The sequence below is a fragment of the Nocardioides ginsengisoli genome (genome assembly GCF_039537225.1).
Taxonomy (GTDB): Bacteria; Actinomycetota; Actinomycetes; order Propionibacteriales; family Nocardioidaceae; genus Nocardioides; species Nocardioides ginsengisoli.
Map to the genome: position 1 here is coordinate 1 of NZ_BAABAC010000034.1, position 24,589 is coordinate 24,589.

22 protein-coding genes are annotated in these 24,589 nt (G+C 73.0%); 13 read left to right on the forward strand and 9 right to left on the reverse strand.

Annotation, left to right across the window (positions count from 1 at the left end; genetic code table 11):
- Positions 1–297 precede the first annotated feature (297 nt).
- Together AB4880_RS17765 and AB4880_RS17770 are read left to right on the forward strand one after the other, a co-directional pair.
- Entirely contained in the window at positions 298–1,341 is a 1,044-nt protein-coding gene (locus tag AB4880_RS17765) for a S66 family peptidase (RefSeq protein WP_367920561.1), read from the forward strand.
- 42 nt (positions 1,342–1,383) lie between these two features.
- On the forward strand, positions 1,384–2,610 hold the full coding sequence (locus AB4880_RS17770) for a PucR family transcriptional regulator (RefSeq protein WP_367920562.1): 1,227 nt from the start codon (positions 1,384–1,386) through the stop codon (positions 2,608–2,610).
- Between the two features lie 6 nt (positions 2,611–2,616).
- Here the strand turns inward: AB4880_RS17770 and AB4880_RS17775 are convergent, their stop codons facing one another.
- The 5 genes from AB4880_RS17775 to AB4880_RS17795 form a co-directional block, all read right to left on the reverse strand.
- On the reverse strand, positions 2,617–3,768 hold the full coding sequence (locus AB4880_RS17775; protein WP_367920563.1) for a calcium-binding protein: 1,152 nt from the start codon (positions 3,766–3,768) through the stop codon (positions 2,617–2,619).
- 94 nt (positions 3,769–3,862) lie between these two features.
- Positions 3,863–4,057 (reverse strand): ferredoxin, encoded by a 195-nt coding sequence (locus AB4880_RS17780; RefSeq protein WP_367920581.1) that lies wholly within the window; start codon positions 4,055–4,057, stop codon positions 3,863–3,865.
- Positions 4,058–4,062: 5 nt separating this feature from the next.
- Complete coding sequence (locus AB4880_RS17785; protein ID WP_367920564.1) at positions 4,063–5,517, reverse strand: fatty acid desaturase; 1,455 nt, start codon at positions 5,515–5,517, stop codon at positions 4,063–4,065.
- 162 nt (positions 5,518–5,679) lie between these two features.
- Entirely contained in the window at positions 5,680–5,931 is a 252-nt protein-coding gene (locus AB4880_RS17790) for a hypothetical protein (RefSeq protein ID WP_367920565.1), read from the reverse strand.
- Between the two features lie 18 nt (positions 5,932–5,949).
- A complete protein-coding gene (locus tag AB4880_RS17795) occupies positions 5,950–8,175 on the reverse strand; it encodes a HelD family protein (protein WP_367920566.1) in 2,226 nt (741 codons plus the stop codon).
- A 202-nt stretch (positions 8,176–8,377) separates the two neighbouring features.
- Between AB4880_RS17795 and AB4880_RS17800 the strand changes: the two genes are divergently transcribed.
- The gene (locus AB4880_RS17800) at positions 8,378–8,956 is read left to right on the forward strand and encodes a TetR/AcrR family transcriptional regulator (RefSeq protein ID WP_367920567.1); all 579 of its coding nucleotides are present in this window, start codon (positions 8,378–8,380) and stop codon (positions 8,954–8,956) included.
- 1 nt (position 8,957) lies between these two features.
- Here the strand turns inward: AB4880_RS17800 and AB4880_RS17805 are convergent, their stop codons facing one another.
- The 3 genes from AB4880_RS17805 to AB4880_RS17820 form a co-directional block, all read right to left on the reverse strand.
- Positions 8,958–9,839, reverse strand: a complete 882-nt coding sequence (locus AB4880_RS17805) for a TIGR03619 family F420-dependent LLM class oxidoreductase (RefSeq protein ID WP_367920568.1) — start codon at positions 9,837–9,839, stop codon at positions 8,958–8,960.
- Positions 9,840–9,959: 120 nt separating this feature from the next.
- Positions 9,960–10,721: an enoyl-CoA hydratase-related protein gene (locus tag AB4880_RS17810; RefSeq protein WP_367920569.1), complete on the reverse strand. Its 762-nt coding sequence runs from the start codon at positions 10,719–10,721 to the stop codon at positions 9,960–9,962.
- Between the two features lie 38 nt (positions 10,722–10,759).
- Positions 10,760–11,950 carry a RimK family alpha-L-glutamate ligase gene (locus AB4880_RS17820; protein WP_437440508.1) on the reverse strand — a complete coding sequence of 397 codons (1,191 nt, stop codon included), beginning with the start codon at positions 11,948–11,950 and terminating at the stop codon, positions 10,760–10,762.
- Positions 11,951–12,003: 53 nt separating this feature from the next.
- On the opposite strand from AB4880_RS17820, the gene AB4880_RS17825 reads away from it, so the two are divergent.
- From AB4880_RS17825 to AB4880_RS17870, 10 genes are all read left to right on the forward strand, one after another.
- On the forward strand, positions 12,004–12,471 hold the full coding sequence (locus AB4880_RS17825) for an ATP-dependent zinc protease family protein (protein ID WP_367920570.1): 468 nt from the start codon (positions 12,004–12,006) through the stop codon (positions 12,469–12,471).
- Complete coding sequence (locus AB4880_RS17830) at positions 12,458–13,426, forward strand: succinylglutamate desuccinylase/aspartoacylase family protein (RefSeq protein WP_367920571.1); 969 nt, start codon at positions 12,458–12,460, stop codon at positions 13,424–13,426. Before AB4880_RS17825 ends, AB4880_RS17830 begins: the two co-directional genes overlap by 14 nt.
- A 111-nt stretch (positions 13,427–13,537) precedes the next feature.
- On the forward strand, positions 13,538–15,043 hold the full coding sequence (locus AB4880_RS17835; RefSeq protein ID WP_367920572.1) for a molybdopterin-dependent oxidoreductase: 1,506 nt from the start codon (positions 13,538–13,540) through the stop codon (positions 15,041–15,043).
- Positions 15,044–15,115: 72 nt separating this feature from the next.
- Positions 15,116–15,808, forward strand: coding sequence for a fasciclin domain-containing protein (locus AB4880_RS17840; protein ID WP_367920573.1), 693 nt, complete (start codon positions 15,116–15,118; stop codon positions 15,806–15,808).
- 39 nt (positions 15,809–15,847) lie between these two features.
- Entirely contained in the window at positions 15,848–16,450 is a 603-nt protein-coding gene (sigK, locus tag AB4880_RS17845; RefSeq protein ID WP_367920574.1) for an ECF RNA polymerase sigma factor SigK, read from the forward strand.
- On the forward strand, positions 16,447–17,160 hold the full coding sequence (locus AB4880_RS17850) for an anti-sigma factor (protein WP_367920575.1): 714 nt from the start codon (positions 16,447–16,449) through the stop codon (positions 17,158–17,160). The genes sigK and AB4880_RS17850 overlap by 4 nt, the downstream gene beginning before the upstream one ends.
- A complete protein-coding gene (locus tag AB4880_RS17855) occupies positions 17,160–20,369 on the forward strand; it encodes a DUF1365 family protein (RefSeq protein ID WP_367920576.1) in 3,210 nt (1,069 codons plus the stop codon). Before AB4880_RS17850 ends, AB4880_RS17855 begins: the two co-directional genes overlap by 1 nt.
- The gene (locus AB4880_RS17860) at positions 20,366–21,622 is read left to right on the forward strand and encodes a class I SAM-dependent methyltransferase (RefSeq protein ID WP_367920577.1); all 1,257 of its coding nucleotides are present in this window, start codon (positions 20,366–20,368) and stop codon (positions 21,620–21,622) included. The genes AB4880_RS17855 and AB4880_RS17860 overlap by 4 nt, the downstream gene beginning before the upstream one ends.
- On the forward strand, positions 21,622–22,428 hold the full coding sequence (locus AB4880_RS17865) for a DUF1295 domain-containing protein (RefSeq protein ID WP_367920578.1): 807 nt from the start codon (positions 21,622–21,624) through the stop codon (positions 22,426–22,428). The genes AB4880_RS17860 and AB4880_RS17865 overlap by 1 nt, the downstream gene beginning before the upstream one ends.
- A gap of 99 nt (positions 22,429–22,527) precedes the next feature.
- The gene (locus tag AB4880_RS17870) at positions 22,528–23,286 is read left to right on the forward strand and encodes a tyrosine-protein phosphatase (RefSeq protein WP_367920579.1); all 759 of its coding nucleotides are present in this window, start codon (positions 22,528–22,530) and stop codon (positions 23,284–23,286) included.
- On the opposite strand, the gene AB4880_RS17875 is transcribed toward AB4880_RS17870, so the two are convergent.
- Positions 23,249–24,388, reverse strand: a complete 1,140-nt coding sequence (locus tag AB4880_RS17875; protein ID WP_367920580.1) for an alpha-hydroxy acid oxidase — start codon at positions 24,386–24,388, stop codon at positions 23,249–23,251. The two genes, AB4880_RS17870 and AB4880_RS17875, sit on opposite strands and share 38 nt — an antisense overlap.
- Positions 24,389–24,589: the final 201 nt, after the last annotated feature.

A 24,589-nucleotide genomic window follows, 5' to 3' on the forward strand; every position in this document is an offset into this window, starting at 1 on the left:
CAGCCACTGGCGCTACGAGGTCACGAAGCCGGGCACCTATCAGTGGACCAGCCCCAACGGCTTCCAATGGCAGGTCGACCACCGCGGCACCCACCCCCACCCACTCCGAACATGAGTCGATAACAAGCGCATCAACTCACCCACCGCGGGACAGGGGTCGACCGGCAGCCACCGCAAAGCAACAGGCGACCGCAACCAACCACCTCGATCACTGCGGCGCGCTACCACGCAATCGATAACAAACCTGGCACTCCGCAGACCGCAAGCGGCACCGGATCTCCCCTAGTGTCGGATGGCATGGAGCTCGTGCCCGTGCCCAAGGCCCGCCCCGGCGACCGCGTGGCCGTCGTCTCGCCGTCCTTCGCCGCGCCCGCGGTCGCGCCCGCGGTGCACGAGCAGGGGCTGGCCCGGCTGGCGGCGGTGACGGGGCTGGTGCCCGTCGAGTATCCGACCACGCGCCGGCTCGGCGCCGACCCCGAGGAGCGGGCGGCCGACCTCAACGCGGCGTTCGCGGACCCGTCGATCCGCGCGGTGCTGGCGACGATCGGCGGCGAGGACCAGATCACCGTCGTCCCGCACCTCGACCCGGCGCTGTTGACCCGCGATCCCAAGCCGTTCGTGGGCTACAGCGACAACACCAACATCCTCAACTGGCTGTGGACCCACGGCGTCCCCGGCTTCTACGGCGGCTCGACGCAGGTCCAGCTCGGCCCGGGGCCGGGTGTCGACCCGATCCACGAGCAGGCGCTGCGCGCCGCGCTGCTGACCGGAGAGCGGCTCGAGCTCACCGACCCCGGCGAGTCCGAGGACTTCGGCCGAGACTGGAACGACCCCCGCGCCCTCACCGAGTACGGCGACCGCGAGCCCACCGAGGCGTGGAGCTGGGCGGGCCCGGCGCGGTCGGTCACCGGCCGGACCTGGGGCGGCTGCATCGAGGTGATCCAGTGGATCCTCACCGCCGGGCGCTTCCCGGCCGACCCGGCGGTGCTCGACGGCGGCGTGCTGCTGCTCGAGACGTCCGAGGAGCTGATCCCCGCCCGCGAGTTCGGCTGGATCCTCCGCTCCCTCGGCGAGCGCGGCCTCCTGGCGGCGGTCGACGCGGTGCTGGTGGCGCGGCCGCCGACGTCCGACTTCACCAGGCGCCCGACCGCCGAGGAGCGCCTCGGCCTGCGCCGGGAGCAGCGGGACACGGCGATCGAGATCGTCGCGCACTACAACCCCGACGCGGTGCTGGTGGTCGGCCCGCCGTTCGGGCACACCCGGCCCCAGTGGATCGTCCCGTACGGCGGCGTGGTCACCGTCGACGGCGCCGCCCGGCGCGTGTTCGCGGACTTCGGCTGAGCGCTGCGCCGCGTGCCCGGCGGCACGCCCTAGGGTGAGCGGATGAGCAGCGAGTCCGTGCCCTCCGACCTCGCGCCGTGGCTGCTGGCGTACGTCGCCGAGCAGGCCCAGCCCGAGCAGGTCGACGTGTGGGTCGACCGGGTGACGCAGGCGATCCTCGACGAGATGCCCGAGACCGGGTCGGTCGAGGGGCTGCCGGACACCGTGCGGGTGACGGTCCGCGAGCACTGGCTGGCGTTCCTGGGCGACTTCGCCCAGCCCGAGCAGCACTTCCACCTGGTCGAGGCGGCGCGCCGGCTGGCCGTCGACCTGGCCGACCGGCAGCTGCCGCTGGAGATGCTGATCCGGTTCTACCGGGTCGCCCAGCAGGAGGTGTGGGCCTATGTCAGCGAGATCATCAAGGGCCTGCCGCCGGCGGACTTCGACCGCGCCGACCTGCTCATGTACTTCTGGAACCGCGCCGGGGTCTGGCTCGACGAGTCGATCAGCCAGTCGATCGCGACCTACCAGGCGGCGCGCAGCCGGGTCCTCGCCGGCGCGGCGGCGCAGCGCTACGAGTCGGTGCGCTCGATCCTGGCCGGCGATCTGACCGACCCGCGGGAGGCGTCGTCGGCACTGGGCGGCTACCCGATCTCGGTGCACCACACGGCCGTCGTCCTCTCCGTCGGGGACGCCGAGCGCGCGGGCACCCTGGAGCCGCTGGCGGGCGAGCTGGCCCGCCGGATCGGCGCCGCCAGCCCGCTCATCGTCAAGCCCGGCGGCCGTCAGCTGTGGCTCTGGCTCGGCACCCGCGACGCGCCGTCGCTGGACGGACTGCCGGCCGCCGCCGGCGAGCTGGCCCACGAGGGCGTGGTGGTCGGCGTCGGCTCGGCCGCGACGGGCATCGCCGGCTTCGTCGCGTCGCACCGCGAGGCACAGGGCGCGCTGCGGGTCACTGCGGCCGACACCGACGCCTGGCTCGCGCTCTACCCGGACGTCGAGCTGCCCGTCCTGCTCGGCTGCTCACCGGAGGTCGACCGGTTCGTCGCGCGCGAGCTCGGGCCGCTGGTGGGTGAGGACGAGGGCATGCAGCGGATCCGCGAGACGCTGACGGCGTACCTCGACAGCGGCGGCAGCGCCGAGGAGGCCGCCCGCACGCTCGTCGTCCACCGCAATACGATCCGCTACCGGCTCGGGCAGGCCGAGGAGATGCTCGGCCACCCGATCGCCCGGATCAGCCCGCAGCTCGCGGTGGCGCTGCGTCACCACGCGCTCTTCCACCGGGGGTGAAAGGACCTAGCGGGCGTCCCAGCTCCACACCGCGGTGACGGTCTGGTCGCCGCCCGGGTGGTAGGTCCGGTCGCCGCGGATCCAGGACATGTCCGGGTGCAGGTCGACCTCGCCGGTGTTGGCGGCGTCGGTGTTGAGCGGGGTCACCCACTCGGTCGTCGTCCCGGTCACCGGGCACGTCACCTCCACCGCCACCTGGCGCGAGCGGTCGGGGTAGAGCTGACCCGTGTAGTAGCCGAAGTCGAGCCAGATCGCGTACGACGCGTGCCCGCTCAGGGTCGCGGATCCTTCGTGGGTACAGCCCTGCAGGTCAGTTCCGCTGATCTGCCAGCCGAAGGTGGCCGGGCCCTCGATCAGCTGCGGCGCGTCGTCGGTGCTGTCCATCCGGAAGCTCGCGGTCCAGGTCTCGACGACGCCACCGGAGTACTGCAGCGTGCCGCCGGCCGTGCCGTCGTACGCCGTGGAGTCGGCGGCGCGGCACGAGCGCATCCGCTCCGCGTCGCACCGGTCGGGGTCGGTGGGCGTGTTGGCGGCCGTGCCCGGGGCGCCACCGTCGCAGAGGTCGCGGCCGCCCTTGCCGACGCAGACGTCCCGGCCCTCGCCGCCGTCGATCTCGTCGTCGCCCGGGCCGCCGCGCAGCACGTCGTTTCCGGCGCCGCCGTCGACGTCGCTGCCGCGGCCGTAGACGTCGACGTAGTCGTTGCCCGGTCCGGCGAGCCCGTGCGACAGCGTGCCTTCGAGGATCAGGTGGTCGTTGCCGCGACCGCCGAGCAGCAGCTCGCCCGTGCCGCCGCCGCTCCAGATCACGTCGTCGCCGCCCTGGCCGTCGAGCGTGTCGCGACCGCCGCCACCGTCGACGTAGTCGTCACCGGCTCCGGCGAGCACGCGGTCCCTGCCGCCACCGGCGCAGACGACGTCGTCCCCACCACGGCCCTCGACGACGTCGGCGCCGCCGAGCGCGACGATCACGTCGCGGCCGTGGGTGCCGACGAGGCGGTCGGCGCGCTTGGTGCCGACGATGGTCGCAACCTCGCCGTGGCAGCGGGCCCGGGGCTTGGCCGAGGCAGCGGCGTCGGCCGAGGGGGTGGGGAGCGCGGGCACGAGCAGGGCGATCAGGATCCCGGCGAGCGTCGTACGACGTCGGGCTTGGGTCGACAAGAGAGGTCCTTCCACAGAGAGGGTGAGCCTCGATCCTGGACGCGCCGCAGCGGCCGGACCATCCCAGAACACTGGGGAATCCGGCCGCAGACGCTCAGCCCTCCAGGGTCAGCGCCAGCACCGGGCACGCCTGCACCGCGGCGTAGACGTGCGCGCGGTCCGACTCCGGCGGGTTCTCGTCGAGGACCCGCACCAGCTCCTCGTCCTCGTCGACCTCGAAGTAGTCGTTGGCCATCGACTCGCACATCCCGAGCCCCTCGCACCTGCCCTTGTCGGCGTGGATCCGCATCGCGATCACGCGCCGATCCGGCTGATCCCGCGGCCCGGCTCGACGGCCTTGAAGTCGACCTTCTCGCGGACGCCGCAGTCGGGGCAGCACCAGTCGTCGGGGACGTCCTTCCACGCGGTGCCGGCGGCGAAGCCCTCGAGCTCGTTGCCCTCCGCGACCTCGTAGGTGTAGCCGCAGCCGGGGCACTGGGCGGCGAGCACCTCCTCGGCGAAGTCGTGGGCGGTGACGTCGGTGTGCCGGTCGTCGCGGTCGCTCGCCACGGGCGCCGGGTAGCGGCGCAGCAGCTTGTCGCGCTTGCTCGGCAGCACGTTGGCCAGGCGCAGGTCGCCGTCGTAGTGGGCGACGACACGCTTGTCCATCAGCGCCCGGAACGCCGGCGGGAAGAGGGCGACGACGATCATGCCGGTGTAGCCGGTCGGCAGCACCGGGGCGTCCTTGAAATCGCGCAGCGTCTGGTAGCGACGGGTCGGGTTGGCGTGGTGGTCGCTGTGCCGCTGCAGGTGGTAGAGCAGCACGTTGGTCGCGATGTTGTTGGAGTTCCACGAGTGCGCCGGGGTGACCCGCTCGTAGCGCTCCTTGCCGGCGACGCCGACCCGCTGGCGCAGCATGCCGTAGTGCTCCATGTAGTTGACCACCTCGAGCAGCGAGAAGCCGACGACCGCCTGGAGCAGCAGGTACGGCAGCAGGCCGACCGGGTTGACGTCGTAGGCGAGGCCGAGCCAGAGCATCAGGCCGCCCCACAGCGCGATCGTCATCAGCCAGGCGTTGAGGACGTCGTTGCCGAGGTGGAAGGGGTGCGTGCCCTTGCGCTGGTAGCGCTTGGCCTCGAGCTCCCACGAGCTCTTCAGCGAGCCGGCGACGGTGCGCGGCCAGAACCGGTAGACGCTCTCGCCCATCCGCGAGCTGGCCGGGTCGTCGGGCGTCGCGACGCGCACATGGTGGCCGCGGTTGTGCTCGATGTAGAAGTGGCCGTAGCAGGTCTGCGCCAGGGCGATCTTCGACGCCCACCGCTCCACCGACTCCCGCTTGTGGCCCAGCTCGTGCGCGGTGTTGATGGCGACGCCGCCGACGACGCCGACCGAGATCGCGAGGCCGATCTTGGCGGCGACGGTGAGCTCGGCGGTGGCGAGGAACCAGATCGCGACGACGAAGCCGGCGTACTGCACCGGGAGGTAGAGGTAGGTCACCCACCGGTAGAAGCGGTCGTTCTCGAGCGCCTCGATGACGTCGTCCGGCGGGTTGGTGTTGTCGTAGCCGGCGATCAGGTCGATCAGCGGGATCGCCACGAAGAAGACGACCGGCGTCAGCCAGAGGAAGAGCGAGCGGTCGGTCGCCTCGAAGAGCGCGATGCCCAGCAGCGGCATGGTCGGGACGACCAGGCCCATCATCCACAGGTAGCGCTTCTTGTCGCGCCAGGGCACGGTCGTGCCGTCCGCGCCGCGTGTCGTGTACTTGGCCATCGGTGCCTCCTCGGAGTCGAGCGACGGCGTCCTCGCCGTACTGCCTCCAAGGTCGCAGCGGCGGGCCGCCCGCCTCTCGGGTCGGCTGCACAACCTTCGGGTGGGCCGTTGGCAGCGTGCACAACGGCTGCCCCTCAGCGCGGCACGCTCAGCGCAGCACGCTCAGCGCAGCACGTTGAGCAGGGTCAGCAGCACCGGCACCAGGAAGGTCACCAGCAGCACCAGCGCGACCAGCCGGTGCAGCGGCTTGCTGCTGTCGAGCGCGCCGGCGAACTCCAGCATCGCACCGTCGGGCACCGACGAGTTGAGGCCCATCCGCCGCGCGTCGGCGGGGATGTGACCGTCACGCATCCACGGCTCGGGCGCGTCGAGCTCGTCACCGAACTCGTCGAACTCCTCGCGCTCGTGCTCCATGAGCCGATGCTACGGCGTTCAGCTGATCGTGGTGAGCAGCTGCGTCGCGCGGGTCAGGACGACGTAGAGCGTCGCGCGGCCGGTGGCCGACTCGTCCTCGATCTCCTGCGGCCGGACCACGACGATGGCGTCGAACTCCAGGCCCTTGGTGTCGAGGCCGGTCAGGACGACGACCCGGTCGTCGCCCGACGGCGCCACCGAGGAGTCGATCGCGGCGCGCGCGCCCGGGGCGTCGTCGGCGAGCTCGGGCCAGGACGCCAGCCAGGCGTTGACCTCGGAGCGCCGCGCGACCGGCACCACGATGCCGACCGTTCCCGCGACCGCGCCCGCGAGCTCGGTCACCGCGGCGCGCGTGGCGGACTCGAGCCCGCGCGGGTCGGCGAGCACGACCTCGCGCGGCGCCGTACCGGTGCGTCGTACGGCGTCGGGCAGGTCGGCGTCGAGCCCGACCCGCTGCGCGTAGGCCGCGGCGTGGGCGTAGATCTCGGCCGAGTTGCGGTAGTTGGTCGACAGGTGGAACCGGTGGATCTGCTTGCGCTCCAGCGCGGCGGCACGGGCGGCGTCGGCCTCGGCCGGCTCGGGCCACGACGACTGGGCGGGGTCGCCGACGATGGTCCACGACGCGGTGCGGCCGCGGCGGCCCACCATCCGCCACTGCATGGGCGTGAGGTCCTGCGCCTCGTCGATGAGCACGTGGGCGTAGCCGTCGTCCTCGATGCTGCTGACCGGCGGCCGCCAGGCGCGCCCGGCGGGGGCGTACTCGCGGTCGGAGGCGGTCATCAGCTCCTGGATGTCGACCGCGCCCTCGATGAGCGCCATCGGGTCGTCGCGCTCGTCGTCGGCCTTCTGCGGGAGGTCGCCGAGGGCGTAGCGCAGCTCGTCGAGCAGCGGGACGTCCTCGATGGCGATCTGGCCGCTGATCGCGCGGGTCGGGTCGAGGTGGCTCCACGACTTCGACAGCAGCCGCTGCTCCTCGGGCGACAGCAGGCCGTCCGACACGCGGGCCAGCACCTCGGGGTCGCGCAGCCAGCACAGCACGGTGGCGGCGTCGAGCGGCGGCCACCAGGCCAGCGCGAAGTCGAGGAAGTCCTGCCGGGAGAGCATGTCCTCGTTGAACCGCTCGCGGCCCTGGTCGCGACCGCGCTCACCGCGGACCTGGCGCCACAGGGCGTCGAGCAGCGCGTTCGAGACCCGCGGGAGCTGCTTGTTGCGCAGCCCCTGCGACATCAGGTTGCGGCGGATGTTGCCGAGCTTGCCGCGGTCGAGGACCAGCCGGTCGTCGCGCCAGAAGACGCGGTACTCGCGCGGGCTGCCGGGCGCCTGCTGGCGCGCCGTACGACGCATGACCTCGGCCATCCGCGCCGAGCCCTTGATGTCGGCCACGGCCGGCTCGTCGTGACGGGTCGCGCGGACCTCGTCGACGACCTCACCGAGGCTGCGCAGCGCCACCGCGGTCTCACCCAGCGACGGCAGCACCCGCTCGATGTAGCGCATGAACACGCCGGACGGGCCGACCACGAGCACGCCGCCGCGCTCGTAGCGCTGGCGGTCGGTGTAGAGCAGGAAGGCCGCCCGGTGCAGCGCGACGACGGTCTTGCCGGTGCCGGGACCGCCGGAGATGCTGACCACGCCCCGGGAGGGGGCGCGGATCGCCTTGTCCTGCTCGGCCTGGATGGTCGCGACGATCGAGTGCATGGAGCGGTCGCGGGCCCGGGAGAGCTGCGCCATCAGCGCGCCCTCGCCGACGATCGGGAGCTCGCGGCCGGCCTCCTCGGCGACGGCCATCGCCTCGGCGTCGAGCAGCTCGTCCTCGACGCCGACGACCTTGCGCCCGGCGCTGCGCAGCACCCGGCGGCGCAGGACGTCGTGCGGCTCGGCGGCGGTGGCCTGGTAGAACACCGCGGCGGCCGGCGCGCGCCAGTCGATGAGCAGCGAGTCGTGGTTGTCGTCGCGCAGGCCGATCCGGCCGACGTAGCGCGGCTCGGCGTCGACGGTGGCGTTCATGTCGAGGCGGCCGAAGACCAGGCCCTCGTGGGCGGCGTCGAGCTGAGCGATCCGCTTGGCAGCCTGGAAGACCATCGCGTCGCGCTCGACGAGGCCCCCCTCGTGGCCCAGATGGGCGCGGGAATGACCTTCCTCGGCCAGCTGCTGCGCAGCCTTGCCGGCCGTCTCCAGCTGCCGGTAGACCCGGTCGACGAAGGCCTGCTCAGCGGCGACCTCGCGCTCCACCAGCTCGTCTGTCACTGATGCGTCCCGCCTGTCATCGCTCTTGTTGTGTATACCGCAGGGCGCTGCGGCAAGCACCCAACTCTACAGGTCGTGGAAGAGCGGTCACGCCCCACCAGATTGTTGGTTCAATAGTTGCCAAGGCATCGCTGCGTCCTAGGGGGGAAACACGATGAGTACGACGCCTGCGGCACCGCCGCGCAAACCAAACCGAAGAGGAGTGGCAGCTCGCGAGAAGCTGCTCTCCACCGCACTCGAGATGCTCGGGACGGGACGACCGGAGACGGTCTCCATCAACATGGTCGCCAAGGAGGCGGGCCTGAGCTGGGGCTCGGTCCAGAACCTGTTCGGCGACTCCGACGGCTTCTGGTCCGCCGTGGTCGAGCTGATCATCGACAACGGCAGCTCGCTCTGGGCCGAGCCACAGAGCCCCACCGTCGAGGGGAGGGTCGCCGAGATCGCGCAGCTCTACCGCTCGATCCTCGACTCGCCGTACGGCGTGGCGGTCGAGACGGTCCGAGCTGGGCTGCCCCGGCCGCTCGAGGTCCTCGAGCAGACCCATCCGCTCACCGCCGCCTCGCTGGCCAAGCTCGACGACCTGTGGTCGTCCGCGTTCACGCACTTCTTCGAGAACCTCGACGGCCCCGCGCTCGACACCCAGCGTGCGCGCGACGTCGCCGAGGTGCTCCCGAGTGCGCTGCGCGGGCTGCGGGCCGACCAGCAGTTCGGAACGGCGGTCGACTTCGACCGTGCGCACCGGACGCTGGTGAGCGCGCTGACCGGCTACCTGGCGGGCTAGCTCAGGCGAGCAGCGCCCGGGTCGGGGCGATCACGTCGGCCCCGAACCGGGCGATGCCGTCGAGCTTCTGCTCGAGCGGCGCGTGCTGCGGGTAGTAGTACATCCACGGCATCGTCATGCACATCGTCACGCCGCCTCGGGACGCGCGGGCGAAGTCCTCAGGACGCACGGCGTCCGTCAGCGCCGGTACGACGGCGAACGGCCGGTCCAGGTCGCGCCCCGCCTCGCGGCGCATCTCCTGCAGCCGGGCGGCGATCTCGATCGCCTCGTCGACCGTCGCCATGTCGCCGATCCAGCCGTCGTTGCGCGCGGCGCGGCGCAGCGCGACGTCCGACATGCCGCCGACCCAGACCGGGATCGGGGCGGGCGGCTCGGGCTTCATCGCCAGCTTGTCGCAGCGGTAGAACTCGCCGGCGAACTCGGTCCAGCCGGGTGCCCACAGCTCGCGCATCAGCTCGAGCGCCTCGTCGGTACGCCGGCCGCGGGTGGCGAAGTCCTCGCCGAGCAGCTCGAACTCGTCGCGGCACCAGCCGACGCCGACGCCGAGGGTGACCCGGCCACCGGCCAGCGCGGCCGCCGTACCGACGGCCTTGGCGACGACGAACGGGTTGCGCATCGCCGCGACGTAGATCGAGGTGAAGAACTCCAGCTCGGTCGCCACCTGGGATAGCGCGCCGATGGTGACCCACGGGTCGGGCCAGTCGACATTCGGCTCCCAGCGGCGGGCGCCGTCCTTGGTGTAGGGGTACGGCGTCTCGACCGTCTCCAGGTCGACCACGTGGTCGGCGAGGCTGAGCGCCCCGAACCCGGCCTCCTCCGCCGCCCGCGCGAGCGGGACGAGCTGATCGATCGGGTGGTAGGCGGTCACCATCGCGAAGTCCACGCGGGCAGCCTAGAGCGAAGCTAGAACTCGTTCTAGTAGCTGGTCGCTCGTCGTACCGGACGTTGTGGTCGCAAAACGGGCGATTCTGCGACCGAAACGTCCGGTACGACGGTCAGCAGGTCAGCCCTTCTTGCGGGTGAGGAAGGCGGTCATCGCCTCCCGCGCCTCGTCGGAGCCGAACAGCCGGGCGCTGACCTCGACCAGCTCCTCGCCCTTCTCGTCGATCCGGGCCAGCAGGTCGGCGGCGAGCAGCCGCTTCGTCTCCCGCAGGCCCTGCGCGGCGCCGGTGGCGAGCTGACCGACCAGCTCGTCGACCTTGGCCTGCAGCTCGGCGGCGGGGACGGCCAGCGTCGCCAGCCCGTACGACGCGGCCTCGGCGCCGCTGAACACCTCGCCGCCCAGCGCCGTCCAGGCCAGCCCGCGCGGGGTGAGCCGTGGGAAGACGGTGAGCGAGATGACCGCCGGGGTCAGGCCGAGCTTGACCTCGGTGAGCGCGAAGGTGGCGTCGTCGGCGACGACCACGACGTCGGAGGCCGCGACGATGCCGATGCCGCCGGCGCGGGCCGCGCCCTCGACGACGGTGACGACCGGCTTGGAGAGGGCCACGATCTGACGCTGCAGCGCGACGATGGCGCGGGCACCCTCGTGCATCGGGACGGTCGCCGCCTCGGACAGGTCCGCGCCCGAGCAGAAGACCCGGCCCGACGACCTCAGCACCACCACACGGACGTCGTCCGCCGCGTCGGCCGTGGCCAGGTGAGCGATCAGCTCGGTGACCAGCTGGCGCGAGAGCGCGTTGCGGTTGGCGGGCGAGTCGAGGGTGATGGTCGCGACGCCATCGGCGACGTCGAGGTGGACCAGCTCGGCGGGTGCGTCAGTCATGCGGCCATCCTGCCGCACACCCACTCCCGCCGGGTGGGTCAGGATTCGAGGATCGGCTGCTTCGGCAGCTTCTTGACCCGGGCCCGGCGCCGTGGGCGGGCCGGGATCATCGAGCGCATCTCCTCGAGCTTGCCGAAGCAGAGCAGCCGGTCCTCGGCCTGCAGCACGTGCCGGTCGAACGGGTTGGGGATGACGTTGGTGCCACGGTGGAGGGTGAGTACGGTGATGTCGCGCTCGCGCAGGCCGGAGTCTCCGAGCGTCTTGCCGATCAGCTCGGCGTCACCGTGGACGACGAGCTCGGCCACGCCGTAGCCGGTCGAGACGCTGAGCCGCTCGCGGACGTCGATCTGCGGGAAGGCGACCTGGTTGTCGATGTAGTCGATGATCGCGCCCGCGACGTCGAGCTTGGTCGCGGTCTCGATGCCCTCGAGGCCCGGGGAGGAGTTGACCTCCATCACCAGGGGGCCGTCGTTGCCCTCGAGCATGTCGACACCGGCCACCTTGAGGCCCATGATCTGCGCGGCCCGCACGGCGACCTGCTCGTAGGCCGGGTCGAGCTCGACCCGCTCGACGCTGCCGCCGCGGTGGACGTTCGAGCGGAACTCGTCGCCCTGCGCGACCCGCCGCATCGCCGCGACGACCCGGTCGCCGACGACGAGGGCGCGGATGTCGCGGCCCTTGCTCTCCTTGACGAACTGCTGGATGAGCACCTGCTGCTTCGTGCTCTGCAGCGTCTCGATGATCGCCTCGGCGACCTTGATGCTGGGCGCGAGGATCACGCCGATGCCCTGGGTGCCCTCGAGCAGCTTGATGACGACCGGCGCGCCGCCGACCCGCTCGATCGCGGGGATCACGTCGGCACGGTCGCGCACGAAGGTCGTCGGCGGCATGCCGATGTTGTGCCGCGACAGGATCTGGGTGGCGCGCAGCTTGTCGCGCGAGTTGGCGATCCCGTTGGCGGTGTTGGGCGTGTAGACGTCCATCTGCTCGAACTGCCGGACGACGGCCGTGCCGAAGTAGGTGATCGAGTTGCCGATCCGCGGCAGCACCGCGTCGTAGTCCGACAGCTGCTTGCCGCGGAACTGCAGATCCGGCTCGTCGCCCGAGAGGTCGATCGAGAACCGGAGGGTGTTGAGCACCTTCACCTGATGCCCCCGGTCGAGGGCTGCCGTGCGAAGACGCTGCGTGCTGTAGGACCGCGGAGCGCGGGAGAGGATCGCGAGCTTCATTCCCGACCTGATTGGATTGGGTTGTGGACGCTGCCCATTCAACCAGCCCTCCGGTGGTCGCCGGATGGCGCGAGTGGGTGCGCCTTCCGGTCCTGGGGGTCGGGCCGATCAAGGCCAAGCTCGACACCGGCGCCCGTACGTCGGCGCTGCACGCCTTCGACATCGAGGAGTTCGAGCGCGACGGCGTCCCGTGGGTGCGCTTCTCGGTCCACCCGTGGCAGCGCTCGGCCGAGGACGCGACCGTCGTCGAGTGCCCCGTCCACGACCGCCGGCTGGTGCGCAGCTCGACCGGGCACGCGCAGCGGCGGATCGTCGTCCTCATCGACATCGAGCTGCTCGGCCACACCATCCCCACCGAGATCACCCTGACCCGCCGCGACGCGATGGGCTTCCGGATGCTCGTCGGGCGCGAGGCGCTGCGCCAGGGCTTCCTCGTCGACTCCGGCCGGTCCTACCTCGGCGGTCGCCCGCCGCGGCGGGTCCGCCGCAAGAACCGGGGGCGCGCCGATGGCCCTGCGTGAGTCCTTCGCGATCGGCAACGTCCGGGTCCGCGCGGGCTCGACCAAGGAGGTCGAGCTCCCGATCACCCGGCTGGTCACCGGCGGCGACGTCAGCCTCCCGGTCCGCGTCGTCCACGGCCGCGAGCCCGGCCCGACGGTGTGGGTCAACGCGGCGATCCACGGCGACGAGGTGATGGGCGTCGAGGTGATCCGCGAGGCGCTCGCCACCCTGTCGGCACGGACCTTCCGCGGCACCCTGGTCGCCGTCCCGGTCGTCAACGTCCTGGGCTTCATGACCGGCGACCGCTACCTCCCCGACCGCCGCGACCTCAACCGGTCGTTCCCCGGCTCGGCCCGCGGCTCGCTCGCCAGCCGGATCGCACACCTGCTGATGACCGAGGTGGTCGCCAAGTGCGACGTCGGGATCGACCTGCACACCGCGGCCGACCGTCGTACCAACCTGCCGCAGATCCGCGCCGACCTCGACGACCCGACCACCCGCAAGCTGGCCGAGGCGTTCGGCGCGCCCGTCATGCTGCACGCCCGGCTGCGCGACGGCTCGCTGCGCCAGGCCGCCCGCGACCGCGGCGCGACGGTGCTGCTCTACGAGGCCGGCGAGGCGCTGCGCTTCGAGGAGGAGCCGATCGCCGTCGGCGTCGAGGGCGTGCGCCGCGTCCTCGCCTCGCTCGGCATGATCGCGCCGCTGTCCGAGGACGACGACGACCGGATCGCGCCCGTCGAGTGCCGCACGAGCGCGTGGGTGCGCGCCCGCGGCACGGGGATCCTGCACCTTGAGGTCAAGCTCGGCGAGCACGTCGAGGAGGGACGCCGGCTCGGCGGGCTCTCCGACACCTTCGGCCGGCGGGTCCGGCTGGTGCACGCCGACCGGTCGGGCATCGTGATCGGGCTGACCCGCGCGCCGATCGTCAACGCCGGCGACGCGCTCGTGCACATCGCCTCGCCGGTGACTTCCTGACGGAAACTTGCGCTTCCTGGCCGTTGCAACCGTCAGGAAGCGCAGGAATCCCCGCTGAAGCGGGGATTCCTGCACCCCATCCGGCCCGGGGGTCCGCTCCGAACCTCCGGCATGAGGAAGCACCTGCTCTGGGCCGGGTACGGCGTCCTGGCGACCCTGGTCGGCATCGGCCTCGCCCATCTGGCCGCCGCGCTGACCACGCCCGCCACCTCCCCCGTGCTCGCGGTCGGCTCCGCGGTCATCGACCGGACGCCGACGCCGGTCAAGGAGTGGGCGATCCGCAACTTCGGGACGGCGGACAAGGTGATCCTGGTCGGGTCGGTCCTGGCCGGCGTGCTGGTCCTGGCCGCGGTCGCGGGCGTGCTGGCCCGGCGCCGGCTCGCGGTGGGCGCCGGACTGCTGGTCGCGCTCGTCGCGGTCGCCGCGGGCGCGGTGCTCACCCGCCCCGAGGCTGGCGTGACCGACCTGCTGCCGTGCCTGGTCGCGGCCGTCGCCGCGCCGCTCGCCCTGCGCCTGCTCGCGCGCACGCACCGCACCGCACACGCGCCCGACGGCGGCCGCCGCACGCTGCTCCTCACCACGCTCGCCCTCACCGCGACCGCCGCGCTCGGCGGGGTCGCCGGCCGCACGGTCTCCCGGCTGCGCCTGCGGCCCGAGGACATCAGCCTTCCTGCGCCGGCCGAGCCCGCGCCGCCGCTGCCGCGCGGGCTCGACGACCAGGTCCCCGGCATCACCCGGTTCCGTACGCCGACCACGGACTTCTACCGCGTCGACACCCGCCTCGACGTCCCCGTCATCAGCGCCGAGGACTGGGCCCTCACCATCGACGGCGACGTCGACCACCAGGTCACGATCACCTTCGACGAGCTGCTCGCGATGCCGCTGATCGAGCGCGACATCACGCTGACCTGCGTCTCCAACAGCGTCGGCGGTCCGTACGTCGGCGGCGCCCGCTGGCTCGGCGTCCGGCTGACCGACGTCCTCGACCGGGCCGGCATCGGCCAGACGAGGGCCGACCAGATCCTCTCCACCGACGTCGACGGGATGACGATCAGCACACCGCTGGCGCTGGCCACCGACGGCCGCGACGCGATGCTCGCCGTCGGCATGAACGGCCGGCCGCTGCCGCGCGAGCACGGCTTCCCGGTGCGGATGGTCGTACCCGGCCTCTACGGCTTCATCAGCGCCACCAAGTGGGTCACCCGGCTCACCCTCACGACGTACGCCGCGCAGGACGCCTACTGGACGAGGCGCGGGTGGGCGACCGACGCGCCGATCAAGCTCGCCGCCCGCATCGACACCCCGCGCGCGCTGGCCCAGCTCGACCCCGGCGACGTCGTCGTCGGCGGGGTCGCGTGGGCGCAGGAGCGCGGCGGCGTGCAGGGCGTGCAGGTCCGCATCGACGGCGGCGCCTGGGTCGACGCCCAGCTCGGGCCGGACGGCGGCGCCGACTACTGGCGCCAGTGGTTCCACCGCTGGTCCGCCACGCCCGGCTCCCACCGGATCGCCGTCCGCGCCACCGCGGCCGACGGCGAGGTCCAGACCGCCACGCGCGCCGAGCCGTTCCCGGACGGCGCCAGCGGGCTGCACGAGCTGCTCGTGCAGGTCCGCGGCTGAGAAAAAGGCACCCATCCGATTCCCCACCCGTTCCGAATCACCTGCACACCACCTCCTACGGAAGGCACGACCATGAAGCTCCACCGGCTCACCCGGACCGCAGGCGCCACCGTCGCCGTCCTCGCCCTCTCCGCGACGCTCGCGGCGTGCGGCAGCGACGACACCACCAAGCCGGCCGCCGACAAGGCCGGCTCGTCGGACAGCGGCATGACCAGCGACTCGCCCAGCACCGGCAACACCGGCAGCACCGACGCGGGCGCCCAGACCTTCGGCTCCGGCTGCGCCAAGATCCCGACCTCCGGCGCGGGCTCCTTCGACGGCATGGTCAAGGACCCGGTCGCGACCGCGGCCAGCAACAACCCGCTGCTGAGCACCCTGGTCACCGCGGTCACCAGCATCGACGGGCTCGCCGACACCCTCAACGGAGCCGCGGCGCTGACCGTGTTCGCGCCGTACAACGACGCCTTCGGCGCCATCCCGCCCAAGGACCTCAACGCGATGGTCTCCGAGGGCAAGACCAAGGGCCAGAACAGCGCGCTCTACAAGGTCCTCGCCCACCACGTGCTCGGCGCGAACGACGACCCGACCGCCGTCGCCGGCAAGCAGAAGACCCTGCTCGGCGACGAGCTGACCATCGCCGGCGACCCGCAGAGCGGGATGACCGTCTCCGACGGCACCGTCACCGCGAAGGTCCTCTGCGGCAACATCCCGACGGCCAACGCGACGGTCTACGTGATCGACAAGGTGCTGACCGGGGTCAAGTGACCCTGGCCAGGACCACGTCCACCCGGAAGGATCACCCGCATGGATCCGGTCCCCGGAGAGCCCGCCGGCGCCCCGCAAGGGGCGCCGGCCGGCCTCGGCACCGACCTCGGCCCGCTGCTCAACCGAGCCGCGCGCGGCGACAAGGCCGCCTTCGCCGACCTGTACGACGCCACCGCGTCCCGCGTGCACGGCCTCGCGCTGCGCGTGGTCCGCGACCCGGCGCAGGCCGAGGAGGTCACCCAGGAGGTGTACCTCGAGGTCTGGCGCCAGGCGAGCCGGTACGACGCCGCGCGCGGCAGCGCCCTCGCGTGGCTGATGACCATCACCCACCGCAAGGCGGTCGACCGGGTGCGCAGCGCCGAGGCGGCCACCCGCCGCGACCTCGCCTACGAGCAGACGAACCGGACGGTCGAGCACGACACGACCGCCGAGGCGGCCCACGCCGGGCTCGAGGCGCGCCGGGTGCGCGCCGCGATGGCCCAGCTCACGGACGTGCAGCGGGAGGCCATCGAGCTGGCGTACTTCGGCGGCTACAGCCACACCGAGGTGGCCGCCCTCCTCGACCTTCCGGTCGGGACCGCGAAGACCAGGATCCGCGACGGCCTCATCCGGCTGCGCGACACGATCGGAGTAGGACGATGACCGATCACGACCACGCGCTGTCCGGCGCCTACGCCGTCGACGCCCTCGACGCCGACGAGCGCGCCCGCTTCGAGGCGCACCTGACCACCTGCGCCGACTGCCGCGCCGAGGTCGACAGCCTCCGCGAGGCCGCGGCCCTGCTCGGCGCCGACGACGTCGTCGCGCCGCCGCCCTCCCTCCGTGACGACATCCTCGCCGGCATCGACCGCATCCGTCCGCTGCCCCCGGTGACCGGGACGGTCACCCCGCTGCGGCGCCGGCACCGCCTGCCGCTGCTGATGAGCGCGGCCGCGGCCGTCGTCCTGCTGCTCGGGGTGGGCCTGGCCTGGCTGCGGCCGTGGCACGACGAGCAGCCGGCGCGGCTGACTGCGGCCGAGCGGATCCTCGCCGCCCCCGACGCCACCCGTCTCGAGAAGTCCTTCCCCGACGGCTCCCGGGCCACGGTGGTCCTCTCGCGCAGCGAGGGCAAGGCGCTGATCCGGACCAAGGCGATGGCGCTGGCGCCGGCCGGGAAGGCCTACGAGCTGTGGCTGCAGACCCCTGCCGGGGTGATGGAGCCGGCCGGCCTGATGCCCGACCAGCCCGACACGACGTATGTGCTCAAGGGCGACGCGACCGACGCGACCGGGATCGGCATCACCGTCGAGCCCGACGGCGGCTCGCCACAACCCACCAGTGCGCCGATCGCGCTCTTCGCACTGGACTCCTGATGACCACCACCCCGACACCACGGCGGATCGCCGTGGTGGGCTCCGGCGTCGCCGGACTCACCGCGGCGTACCTCGCCTCGCGCACCGCCCACGTCACCCTGCTCGAGGCCGACGACCGGCTCGGCGGGCATGCCGACACCCACAGCGTCACCGACCCGACCGGTCGCGCGCTGCGGATCGACAGCGGCTTCATCGTGCACAACCGGCGCACCTATCCGGTGCTGCTGCGGATCTTCGACGAGCTGGGCGTGCCCACCCAGGAGTCGGAGATGTCGATGTCGATCAGCGACGAGGGCACCGGCCTCGAATGGGCCGGGGCGCTCGGCCGGCGGGGCCTGTTCCCGGCCGGCACGGGCCACCACCGCGACCCGTCGTACCTGCGGATGCTGACCGAGATCCCGCGCTTCCACCGGGCCGCGCGCCGACTGCTCGACGACGGCGGCGACCCGCTGCACGGGACGACGCTGGCCGCCTTCCTCGACGAGCACCGCTTCACGCCGTACTTCCGGCGGCATTTCATGGAGCCGCTCGTCGCAGCGGTCTGGTCGTGCGACCCCGCCACCGCGCTCGACTACCCGGCGACCTACCTGTTCACCTTCCTGCAGCACCACGGGATGCTCCGCGTCCTCGGCTCGCCGACCTGGCGCACGGTCACCGGCGGCTCGGCGGAGTACGTCGCCCGGATCGCCGCCGCGATCGAGGCCGCCGGCAGCCGGGTCCTGACGTCCACGCCGGTGCTGTCGATCGACGACACCGACGACGGCGTCGAGGTCGCCACCCCCGCCGGCCGCACGACCTACGACGCCGTCGTGATCGCCACCCATCCCGACCAGGCGCTCGGGATGCTCGCCGCGCCGACGCCGCTACAGAAGGAGGTGCTCGACGCGATCCCGTACGCCGCCAACACCGCCCTGCTGCACACCGACACCCGGCTGCTCCCGACCGCGCGCGACGCCTGGGCGTCCTGGAACTTCCGGCGGCCCGCCACTCCGCGGGCCGGCGTGCTCGTCACCTACGACCTGACCCGGCTGCAGCGGCTGGCCACCGACACCCGCTACCTGGTGACGCTCGGCGGCGAGGACCTCGTCGACCCGGCGCGGGTCCTGGTCCGCCGCGACTACGCGCACCCGACGTACACGCCCGCCTCGGTCGCCGCCCAGGCGCGGCTGTCCGAGATCGACTCCGACCGCATCGTCTTCGCCGGGGCCTATCACGGCTGGGGATTCCACGAGGACGGCGCGCGCTCGGGCGAACGTGCGGTCGCCCGGCTGGGGCTGCCGACGCGGGTCGCGACGTCGTACCGGACGACGCTGACGCATCGCCGCCGCGAGCCGATCGCCAACGCCTTCACGCACCACTCCCGGATGAGCGTCGTCGACCTCGACCGGCTCTCCGACGACGGCACGGCCGCCGGCCTGCCGGGCCGCTTCGTCGGCCGCGACCACTTCACCGGCGACGCCGCGACCATCCGTGAGGGCCTCGACGCCTTCCTCGCCGGGCACGGCATCGACGTCCGTGGCGGGCGCGCGCTGATGGCCGCGCAGCCGCGGGCGCTCGGCCACTGCTTCAACCCGATCTCGGTGCACTGGTGCTGGGCGCCCGAGCGCCCCACCGGTCCGCCGGCGGCGACGGTCGTCGAGGTCCACAACACCTACGGCGACCGGCACGCCTACCTGCTCGATCCCGCGCGCACGGCCGGCGCGGGACGCCATGTCGTCGACAAGGAGATGTACGTGTCGCCCTTCCACGGCACCGACGGGCACTACGAGGTGCTCGCGCCGCCGCCCGATCCCGAGACCGGTCGACTGCAGCTCGCGGTCCGGCTGGTGACCGACGACGGCGCGCGCTTCGACGCCGCCCTCGACGCGACGCCGGACGAGCCGCCGCGGCTGGCGCTGGCCGGCCTGCGCGGCGCGGCGCTCATCCGCGCGCACGGCATCGCGCTGTGGGCACGGCGGCTTCCCGTCCAGCCGCGACCCGGTCGTCGTACCGGCGGGGTCGCGGCGCGGATCGCCGAGCGGCTGTTCCGCTCCGCGATCGGGCGGCTCGACGTCACCGTCCGCCTGCACCAGGCCGACGGGAGGACGGAGGTGCTCGGGCGCGGCGGTCCGGCGATCGTCGTCCACCGCCCGGACGAGCTGTTCGAGCGGCTCGGCCGCGACCAGCTGATCGGCTTCGGTGAGGCCTACCTCAGCGGCGCCTGGGACGAGGACGGGACGCCGGGCGACGGCGTCCTCGGCGACTTCCTCACCGTGCTCGCGGCCGAGCTGACCACCCTCGTCCCGCCCGCGCTGCAGGTGCTGCGCGGGCTCGTCGTCCAGCGTCTCCCGCGCAGCCAGCGCGGCACCCGCGCCAACACCCGGGCCAATGTCGCGCACCACTACGACCTGTCGAACGACCTGTTCGCGGCCTTCCTCGACCCGACGCTCTCCTACTCCAGCGCGCTCTTCGCCGACCCCGCGACGGCCGGCGCCGACGAGCTGGTCGCCGCGCAGCACCGCAAGATCGACCGGCTGCTCGACCAGGCCGGCGTCACCGCGGGCACCCGGCTGCTGGAGATCGGCACCGGCTGGGGCGAGCTCGCGATCCGCGCGGCGGCCCGGGGCGCGGAGGTCCGCACGATCACGCTCTCGGTCGAGCAGCAGATGCTCGCGGAGCAGCGGATCGCCGCGGCCGGCCACGCCGACCGGGTCCGCGTCGACCTGTGCGACTACCGGGCGCTGCTCGACGAGCCGGGCGGCGCCTACGACGCGGTGGTCTCGGTGGAGATGATCGAGGCGGTGGGGCGGGAGTTCTGGCCGACGTACTTCCGGACGCTCGACCACGTGCTCGCCCCCGGCGGCAGGGTCGCGCTGCAGGCGATCACGATGCCGCACGACCGGATGCTCGCTACCGGCTCGACGCACACCTTCATCACCAAGTACATCTTCCCCGGCGGCGCGCTGCCGTCGGTGCGGGCGATCGAGGAGACGGTGCGCGACCACACCGCGCTGCGGGTCGTCGACGACCTCGCGATCGGCGCGCACTACGCGTCGACGCTGCGGATGTGGGACCAGGCGTTCACGGCGGCGCTGGACCGGGTGCGCGCGCTCGGCTTCGACGAGACCTTCGAGCGGATGTGGCACTTCTACCTGGAGTACTGCCGGGCCGGCTTCGCCGCGGGCTACATCGACGACCATCAGCTCACCTTCGTCAAGGAGTCCCGATGACCACCGCCGGCCGGCTCGAGGAGGCGCTGCGTCCGTTCGTCGGCGGCGACCTCCCGGTGCGCCTCGTCGCCTGGGACGGGACGACGGCCGGCCCGGCCGACGCGCCCGTCGTCACGCTCCGCTCCCCCGACGCGCTGCGCCGGCTGCTGTGGCAGCCCGGCGAGCTGGGCGCCGCCCAGGCCTATGTCACCGGCGAGCTCGACGTACCGGGGGATCTCGACGCGGCCCTCACCCACGCCTTCGCGGTGGCGGCCCAGCGCGGACTGGGCGGACGCCGTCCTCCGGTGCGGGCGCTGGCCGGCGCCGTCCGGACGGCGCTCGGGCTCGGCCTCGTCGGCCGGCCCCCGACACCGCCCTCGACCCAGGCACGCGTGCGCGGCCGGCTGCACAGCAAGGAGCGCGACCGCCGGGCGATCAGCCACCACTACGACACCACGGCCGACTTCTACTCGCTGATCCTCGACGAGCGGAACCTCGCCTACTCGTGCGGCTACCACTCCTCGCCGGAGCAGCCGCTCGCGGACGCGCAGGACGCCAAGCTCGACCTGGTCTGCCGCAAGCTCGGCCTGGAGCCGGGGATGCGGCTGCTCGACGTCGGCTGCGGGTGGGGCTCGCTGTCGCTGTACGCCGCCGAGCACTACGGGGTCCGGGTGGTCGGCGTGACGATCTCGGAGGAGCAGCAGCGGTTCGCGACCGCGGCGGCCCGGCGGCGGGGGCTCGCGGACCGCGTGGAGATCCGGCTCAGCGACTACCGGGACGCCGTACCGACGGCGGGGGCGGAGTACGACGCCGTCGCCTCGCTGGAGATGGGCGAGCACGTCGGCGAGCGCAACTACCCGACGTACGCCCGGGTGCTGCACGACGCGGTGCGGCCCGGCGGCCGCGTGCTGGTGCAGCAGATGTCACGCGGCACCAGTCACCCCGGCGGCGGGCCGTTCATCGAGTCGTTCATCGCGCCGGACATGCACATGCGGCCGGTCGGCGAGACCGCGGCGCTGCTGGAGCGGGCCGGGCTGGAGGTGCGGGACGTCCACGCGCTGCGCGAGCACTACGTGCTGACCGTCGCCGGCTGGCTGCGGCGCTTCGAGGAGAACCTCGACGCCATCACCGAGCTCGTCGGGCCCGAGCTGGTGCGGGTCTGGCGGCTGTACCTCGTCGGCGGGTCGATGGCGTTCCGGGACGGCCGGATGGGCGTCGACCAGCTGCTCCTGGTCCGGCGCGGCGGGCCGCACACGCTGGGCTGGGTGCGCTGATGGACGCGCTCGTGCTCTCTGTGGTCGTCGCGCTCGCGGCCGCGGTCGTCGTGATGGCGGGCACCGCCGTGGTCGCTCGCCGCCAGGACCGGATCGCCGTCGTCGACGTCGCCTGGGGCCTCGGCTTCGTCGTCATCGCGCTCGCCTGCGCCCTCACCGCGGGCGCGTCCGGCCACGGCAATGCCCTCCGAACCAGCTTCCTCGTCGCGATCGTGGCCGTGTGGGGGCTTCGGCTGACCGGTCACCTGTACCGACGCAGCAGCGGCCACCGCGACGAGGATCCCCGCTATCTCGAGCTCCTGGGCGGCCGGGTGTCGGACGTCGGCCTCGGCGTCGTCGTCCGCAAGGTCCTCGCCGTCCAGGGGCTCGCGATGGTGTTCGTCGCGCTGCCGGTCGCGGTCGGCGTCGTCCGCCCGGTGTGGTGGTGGCCGCTCGTGGTCGTCGGCGGCGTGGTCTGGCTCGTCGGCCTGGTCTTCGAGGCCGTCGGCGACGCCCAGCTCGCGGCCTACCGCGCCCGCCCCCGCTCCGAGCGCCCACCCGTCCTCGACACCGGCCTCTGGGCCTGGACCCGCCACCCGAACTACTTCGGTGACGCCTGCGTCTGGTGGGGCACCTGGCTCGCCGGCGGCCTCGCCTCCGGCTGGATCGCCGGGCTCGCGACCGTGATCGCGCCGCTGGCGATGACCTGGTTCCTCAGCGAGACCACGGGCGCCAAGCTGCTGGAGAAGTCCATGATGGACCGGCCCGGCTATCGGACGTACGCCGCGCGGACGCCGCGGTTCCTGCCGCGGCCGCCGCGGCGGTGACTTCCTGACGGAAACTGGCGCTTCCTGGCCGTTGCAACCGGCAGGAAGCGCAGGAATCCCCGCTGAAGCGGGGATTCCCACACCGCCTAGGGTGACCATGTGACCGCGCAAGACGAGTACCTCCGCCTCGCCTCCGCCGACAACTTCCGCGACGTCGCCGGCACCGGCTACGCCACGACCGACGGCGGCAAGCTGCGGACGGGCGTGTTCTACCGCTCGAACGACCTGCGGCTGACCGACGTCGACCTCACGACGCTCCAGGGCATCGGCCTGAGGGCGATCATCGACCTGCGCTCGCCGACCGAGATCGCGCTGCACCCCGACCCCGAGATCCCGGGGGTGGCGGGGCTGCACTTCGACGCGATCGGGATCCCGATCGAGCGGATCTCCGGGCTGACCGGCGCCGACGAGGCGCGCACGCTGATGACCGAGGTCTATCGCAGCTTCGTGGTCGAGGCGCACTCGCGCGAGGCGTTCGGCGGCGTCCTGCGTCAGCTCGCGACCGGCGGGCCGCAGCTCTTCCACTGCGCGCAGGGCAAGGACCGCACCGGCTGGGTGGCGGCGCTGCTGCTGCACATCGCGGGCGTCGACGACCCGACGATCGAGAGCGACTACCTGCTCACCAACGCGCAGACCGCGGCCAGCCGCGCGCGGGTCGAGGCCGAGATCGAGAAGCACGCGGGCGCCGCGGCGGTCGCGATCTACGAGCCGACGCTCATCGTCGACGTCGCCTACCTCGATGCCGCGTGGGCCGCGGTCGTCGAGCAGTACGGCGACCGCGCGGCCTACCTGCGCGACGGGCTGGGTCTCGACGACGAGGTCATCGCGACGCTGCGGCAGCTGCTGCGCGCGAGCTGATCAAGTCGGGCCCCGCGCCCCGGAGCTCCGCCACGCTCGTCACCCCGAGCAGCTGCATCGTGCGCGTCAGCTCGCGCCGGAGCAGGTCGATGACGTGCGCGACCCCGCGCACCTGCGCGACCGCGAGGCCGTAGAGGTACGGCCGGCCGACGAACGCCGCGTCGGCACCGAGGGCGAGCGCGGTCGCGATGTCGGCGCCGTGCCGGATCCCGGAGTCGACGAGGATCCCGAGCCGGTCGCCGACCGCCTCCCGCACCGGCCGGATCAGGTGGACCGGCGCGACCGAGCGGTCGAGCTGGCGTCCGCCGTGGTTGGACAGGTGGACGGCGTCGACGCCCGCGGCCGCCGCGGTCAGGGCGTCGTCCGGGCCCACCGGGCCCTTGATCGTCAGCCGCCCGGGCCACAGCTCGCGCAACTCGGCGAGCCGGTCCCAGCCGACGCTCGGGTCGAACTGCGTCGAGATGCTCTCGATCGTGAACCCCGACTCCGCGCCGAGCCCGTCGAAGTTCGCGAAGGTCATCGCGGGATGCCGGACCATCGTCGTCCAGTAGCGCGGCCGCATCCCGATCCGCACCGCCGTCGCCGGCGTGATCCGCGGCGGGATGGTGAGCCCGTTGCGCAGGTCGCGCACCCGCTGGCCCGACACCGCCGTGTCGACGGCGACCTCCAGCACGCGGTAGCCCCGCTCCCACGCCCGCGCCACCAGCTCGCGCGTGACGCCGCGGTCCTTCCACACGTACAGCTGGAACCACAGGTCCGCGCCCGACAGCTCTGCCCGCACGTCCTCGAGACTGGTCGAGGCCATCGTCGAGAGGACGTACGGCGTCCCGGCCGCCGCCGCCGCGCGCCCCACGGCCAGCTCGCCGTCGGGATGGATCATCCGGGTGTAGCCGGTCGGCGCCAGCCCGAACGGCAGCGCCGCCGGCGCACCCAGGATCGTGGTGCTCAGATCGGGGCTCGACACGTCGGCCAGCACCCGCGGCCGGAACGAGAACTCCCGCCAGCCGGCCTCGTTGGCCGCCAGGCTGAGCTCCTCGTCGGCGCCGCCGTCGACGTAGTCGAAGACCGGGCGAGGCAGTCGGCGCCGTGCCGCGTCGCGCACGTCGGCGATCGTCCGACAGTGCTCCAGGACGTCGCGCCGCCGGGGCGGCGTGAGTCGCAGCAGGTCCCTTACCTCGCCCGGCCTCAACGGATCACCTAGAGCCGGGCCTGCTCCGCGGCGATGGTGGTGTCCTCGCCGTGGCCGGTGTGGACGACGGTGTCGCCGGGCAGGGCGAAGAGCTTGGCCTTGATCGAGTCCTCC

What these genes read in the sequence shown, in the direction of transcription:
- AB4880_RS17860 (WP_367920577.1), top strand. Translation starts at nt 20,366, where the DNA reads ATGACCACCGCCGGCCGGCTCGAGGAGGCGCTGCGTCCGTTCGTCGGC.
- AB4880_RS17840 (WP_367920573.1), top strand. Translation starts at nt 15,116, where the DNA reads ATGAAGCTCCACCGGCTCACCCGGACCGCAGGCGCCACCGTCGCCGTC.
- AB4880_RS17830 (WP_367920571.1), top strand. Translation starts at nt 12,458, where the DNA reads ATGGCCCTGCGTGAGTCCTTCGCGATCGGCAACGTCCGGGTCCGCGCG.
- AB4880_RS17780 (WP_367920581.1), bottom strand. Translation starts at nt 4,057, where the DNA reads ATGCGGATCCACGCCGACAAGGGCAGGTGCGAGGGGCTCGGGATGTGC.
- AB4880_RS17820 (WP_437440508.1), bottom strand. Translation starts at nt 11,950, where the DNA reads ATGAAGCTCGCGATCCTCTCCCGCGCTCCGCGGTCCTACAGCACGCAG.
- AB4880_RS17850 (WP_367920575.1), top strand. Translation starts at nt 16,447, where the DNA reads ATGACCGATCACGACCACGCGCTGTCCGGCGCCTACGCCGTCGACGCC.
- AB4880_RS17855 (WP_367920576.1), top strand. Translation starts at nt 17,160, where the DNA reads ATGACCACCACCCCGACACCACGGCGGATCGCCGTGGTGGGCTCCGGC.
- AB4880_RS17765 (WP_367920561.1), top strand. Translation starts at nt 298, where the DNA reads ATGGAGCTCGTGCCCGTGCCCAAGGCCCGCCCCGGCGACCGCGTGGCC.
- sigK (WP_367920574.1), top strand. Translation starts at nt 15,848, where the DNA reads ATGGATCCGGTCCCCGGAGAGCCCGCCGGCGCCCCGCAAGGGGCGCCG.
- AB4880_RS17835 (WP_367920572.1), top strand. Translation starts at nt 13,538, where the DNA reads ATGAGGAAGCACCTGCTCTGGGCCGGGTACGGCGTCCTGGCGACCCTG.
- AB4880_RS17810 (WP_367920569.1), bottom strand. Translation starts at nt 10,721, where the DNA reads ATGACTGACGCACCCGCCGAGCTGGTCCACCTCGACGTCGCCGATGGC.
- AB4880_RS17790 (WP_367920565.1), bottom strand. Translation starts at nt 5,931, where the DNA reads ATGGAGCACGAGCGCGAGGAGTTCGACGAGTTCGGTGACGAGCTCGAC.
- AB4880_RS17770 (WP_367920562.1), top strand. Translation starts at nt 1,384, where the DNA reads ATGAGCAGCGAGTCCGTGCCCTCCGACCTCGCGCCGTGGCTGCTGGCG.
- AB4880_RS17785 (WP_367920564.1), bottom strand. Translation starts at nt 5,517, where the DNA reads ATGGCCAAGTACACGACACGCGGCGCGGACGGCACGACCGTGCCCTGG.
- AB4880_RS17865 (WP_367920578.1), top strand. Translation starts at nt 21,622, where the DNA reads ATGGACGCGCTCGTGCTCTCTGTGGTCGTCGCGCTCGCGGCCGCGGTC.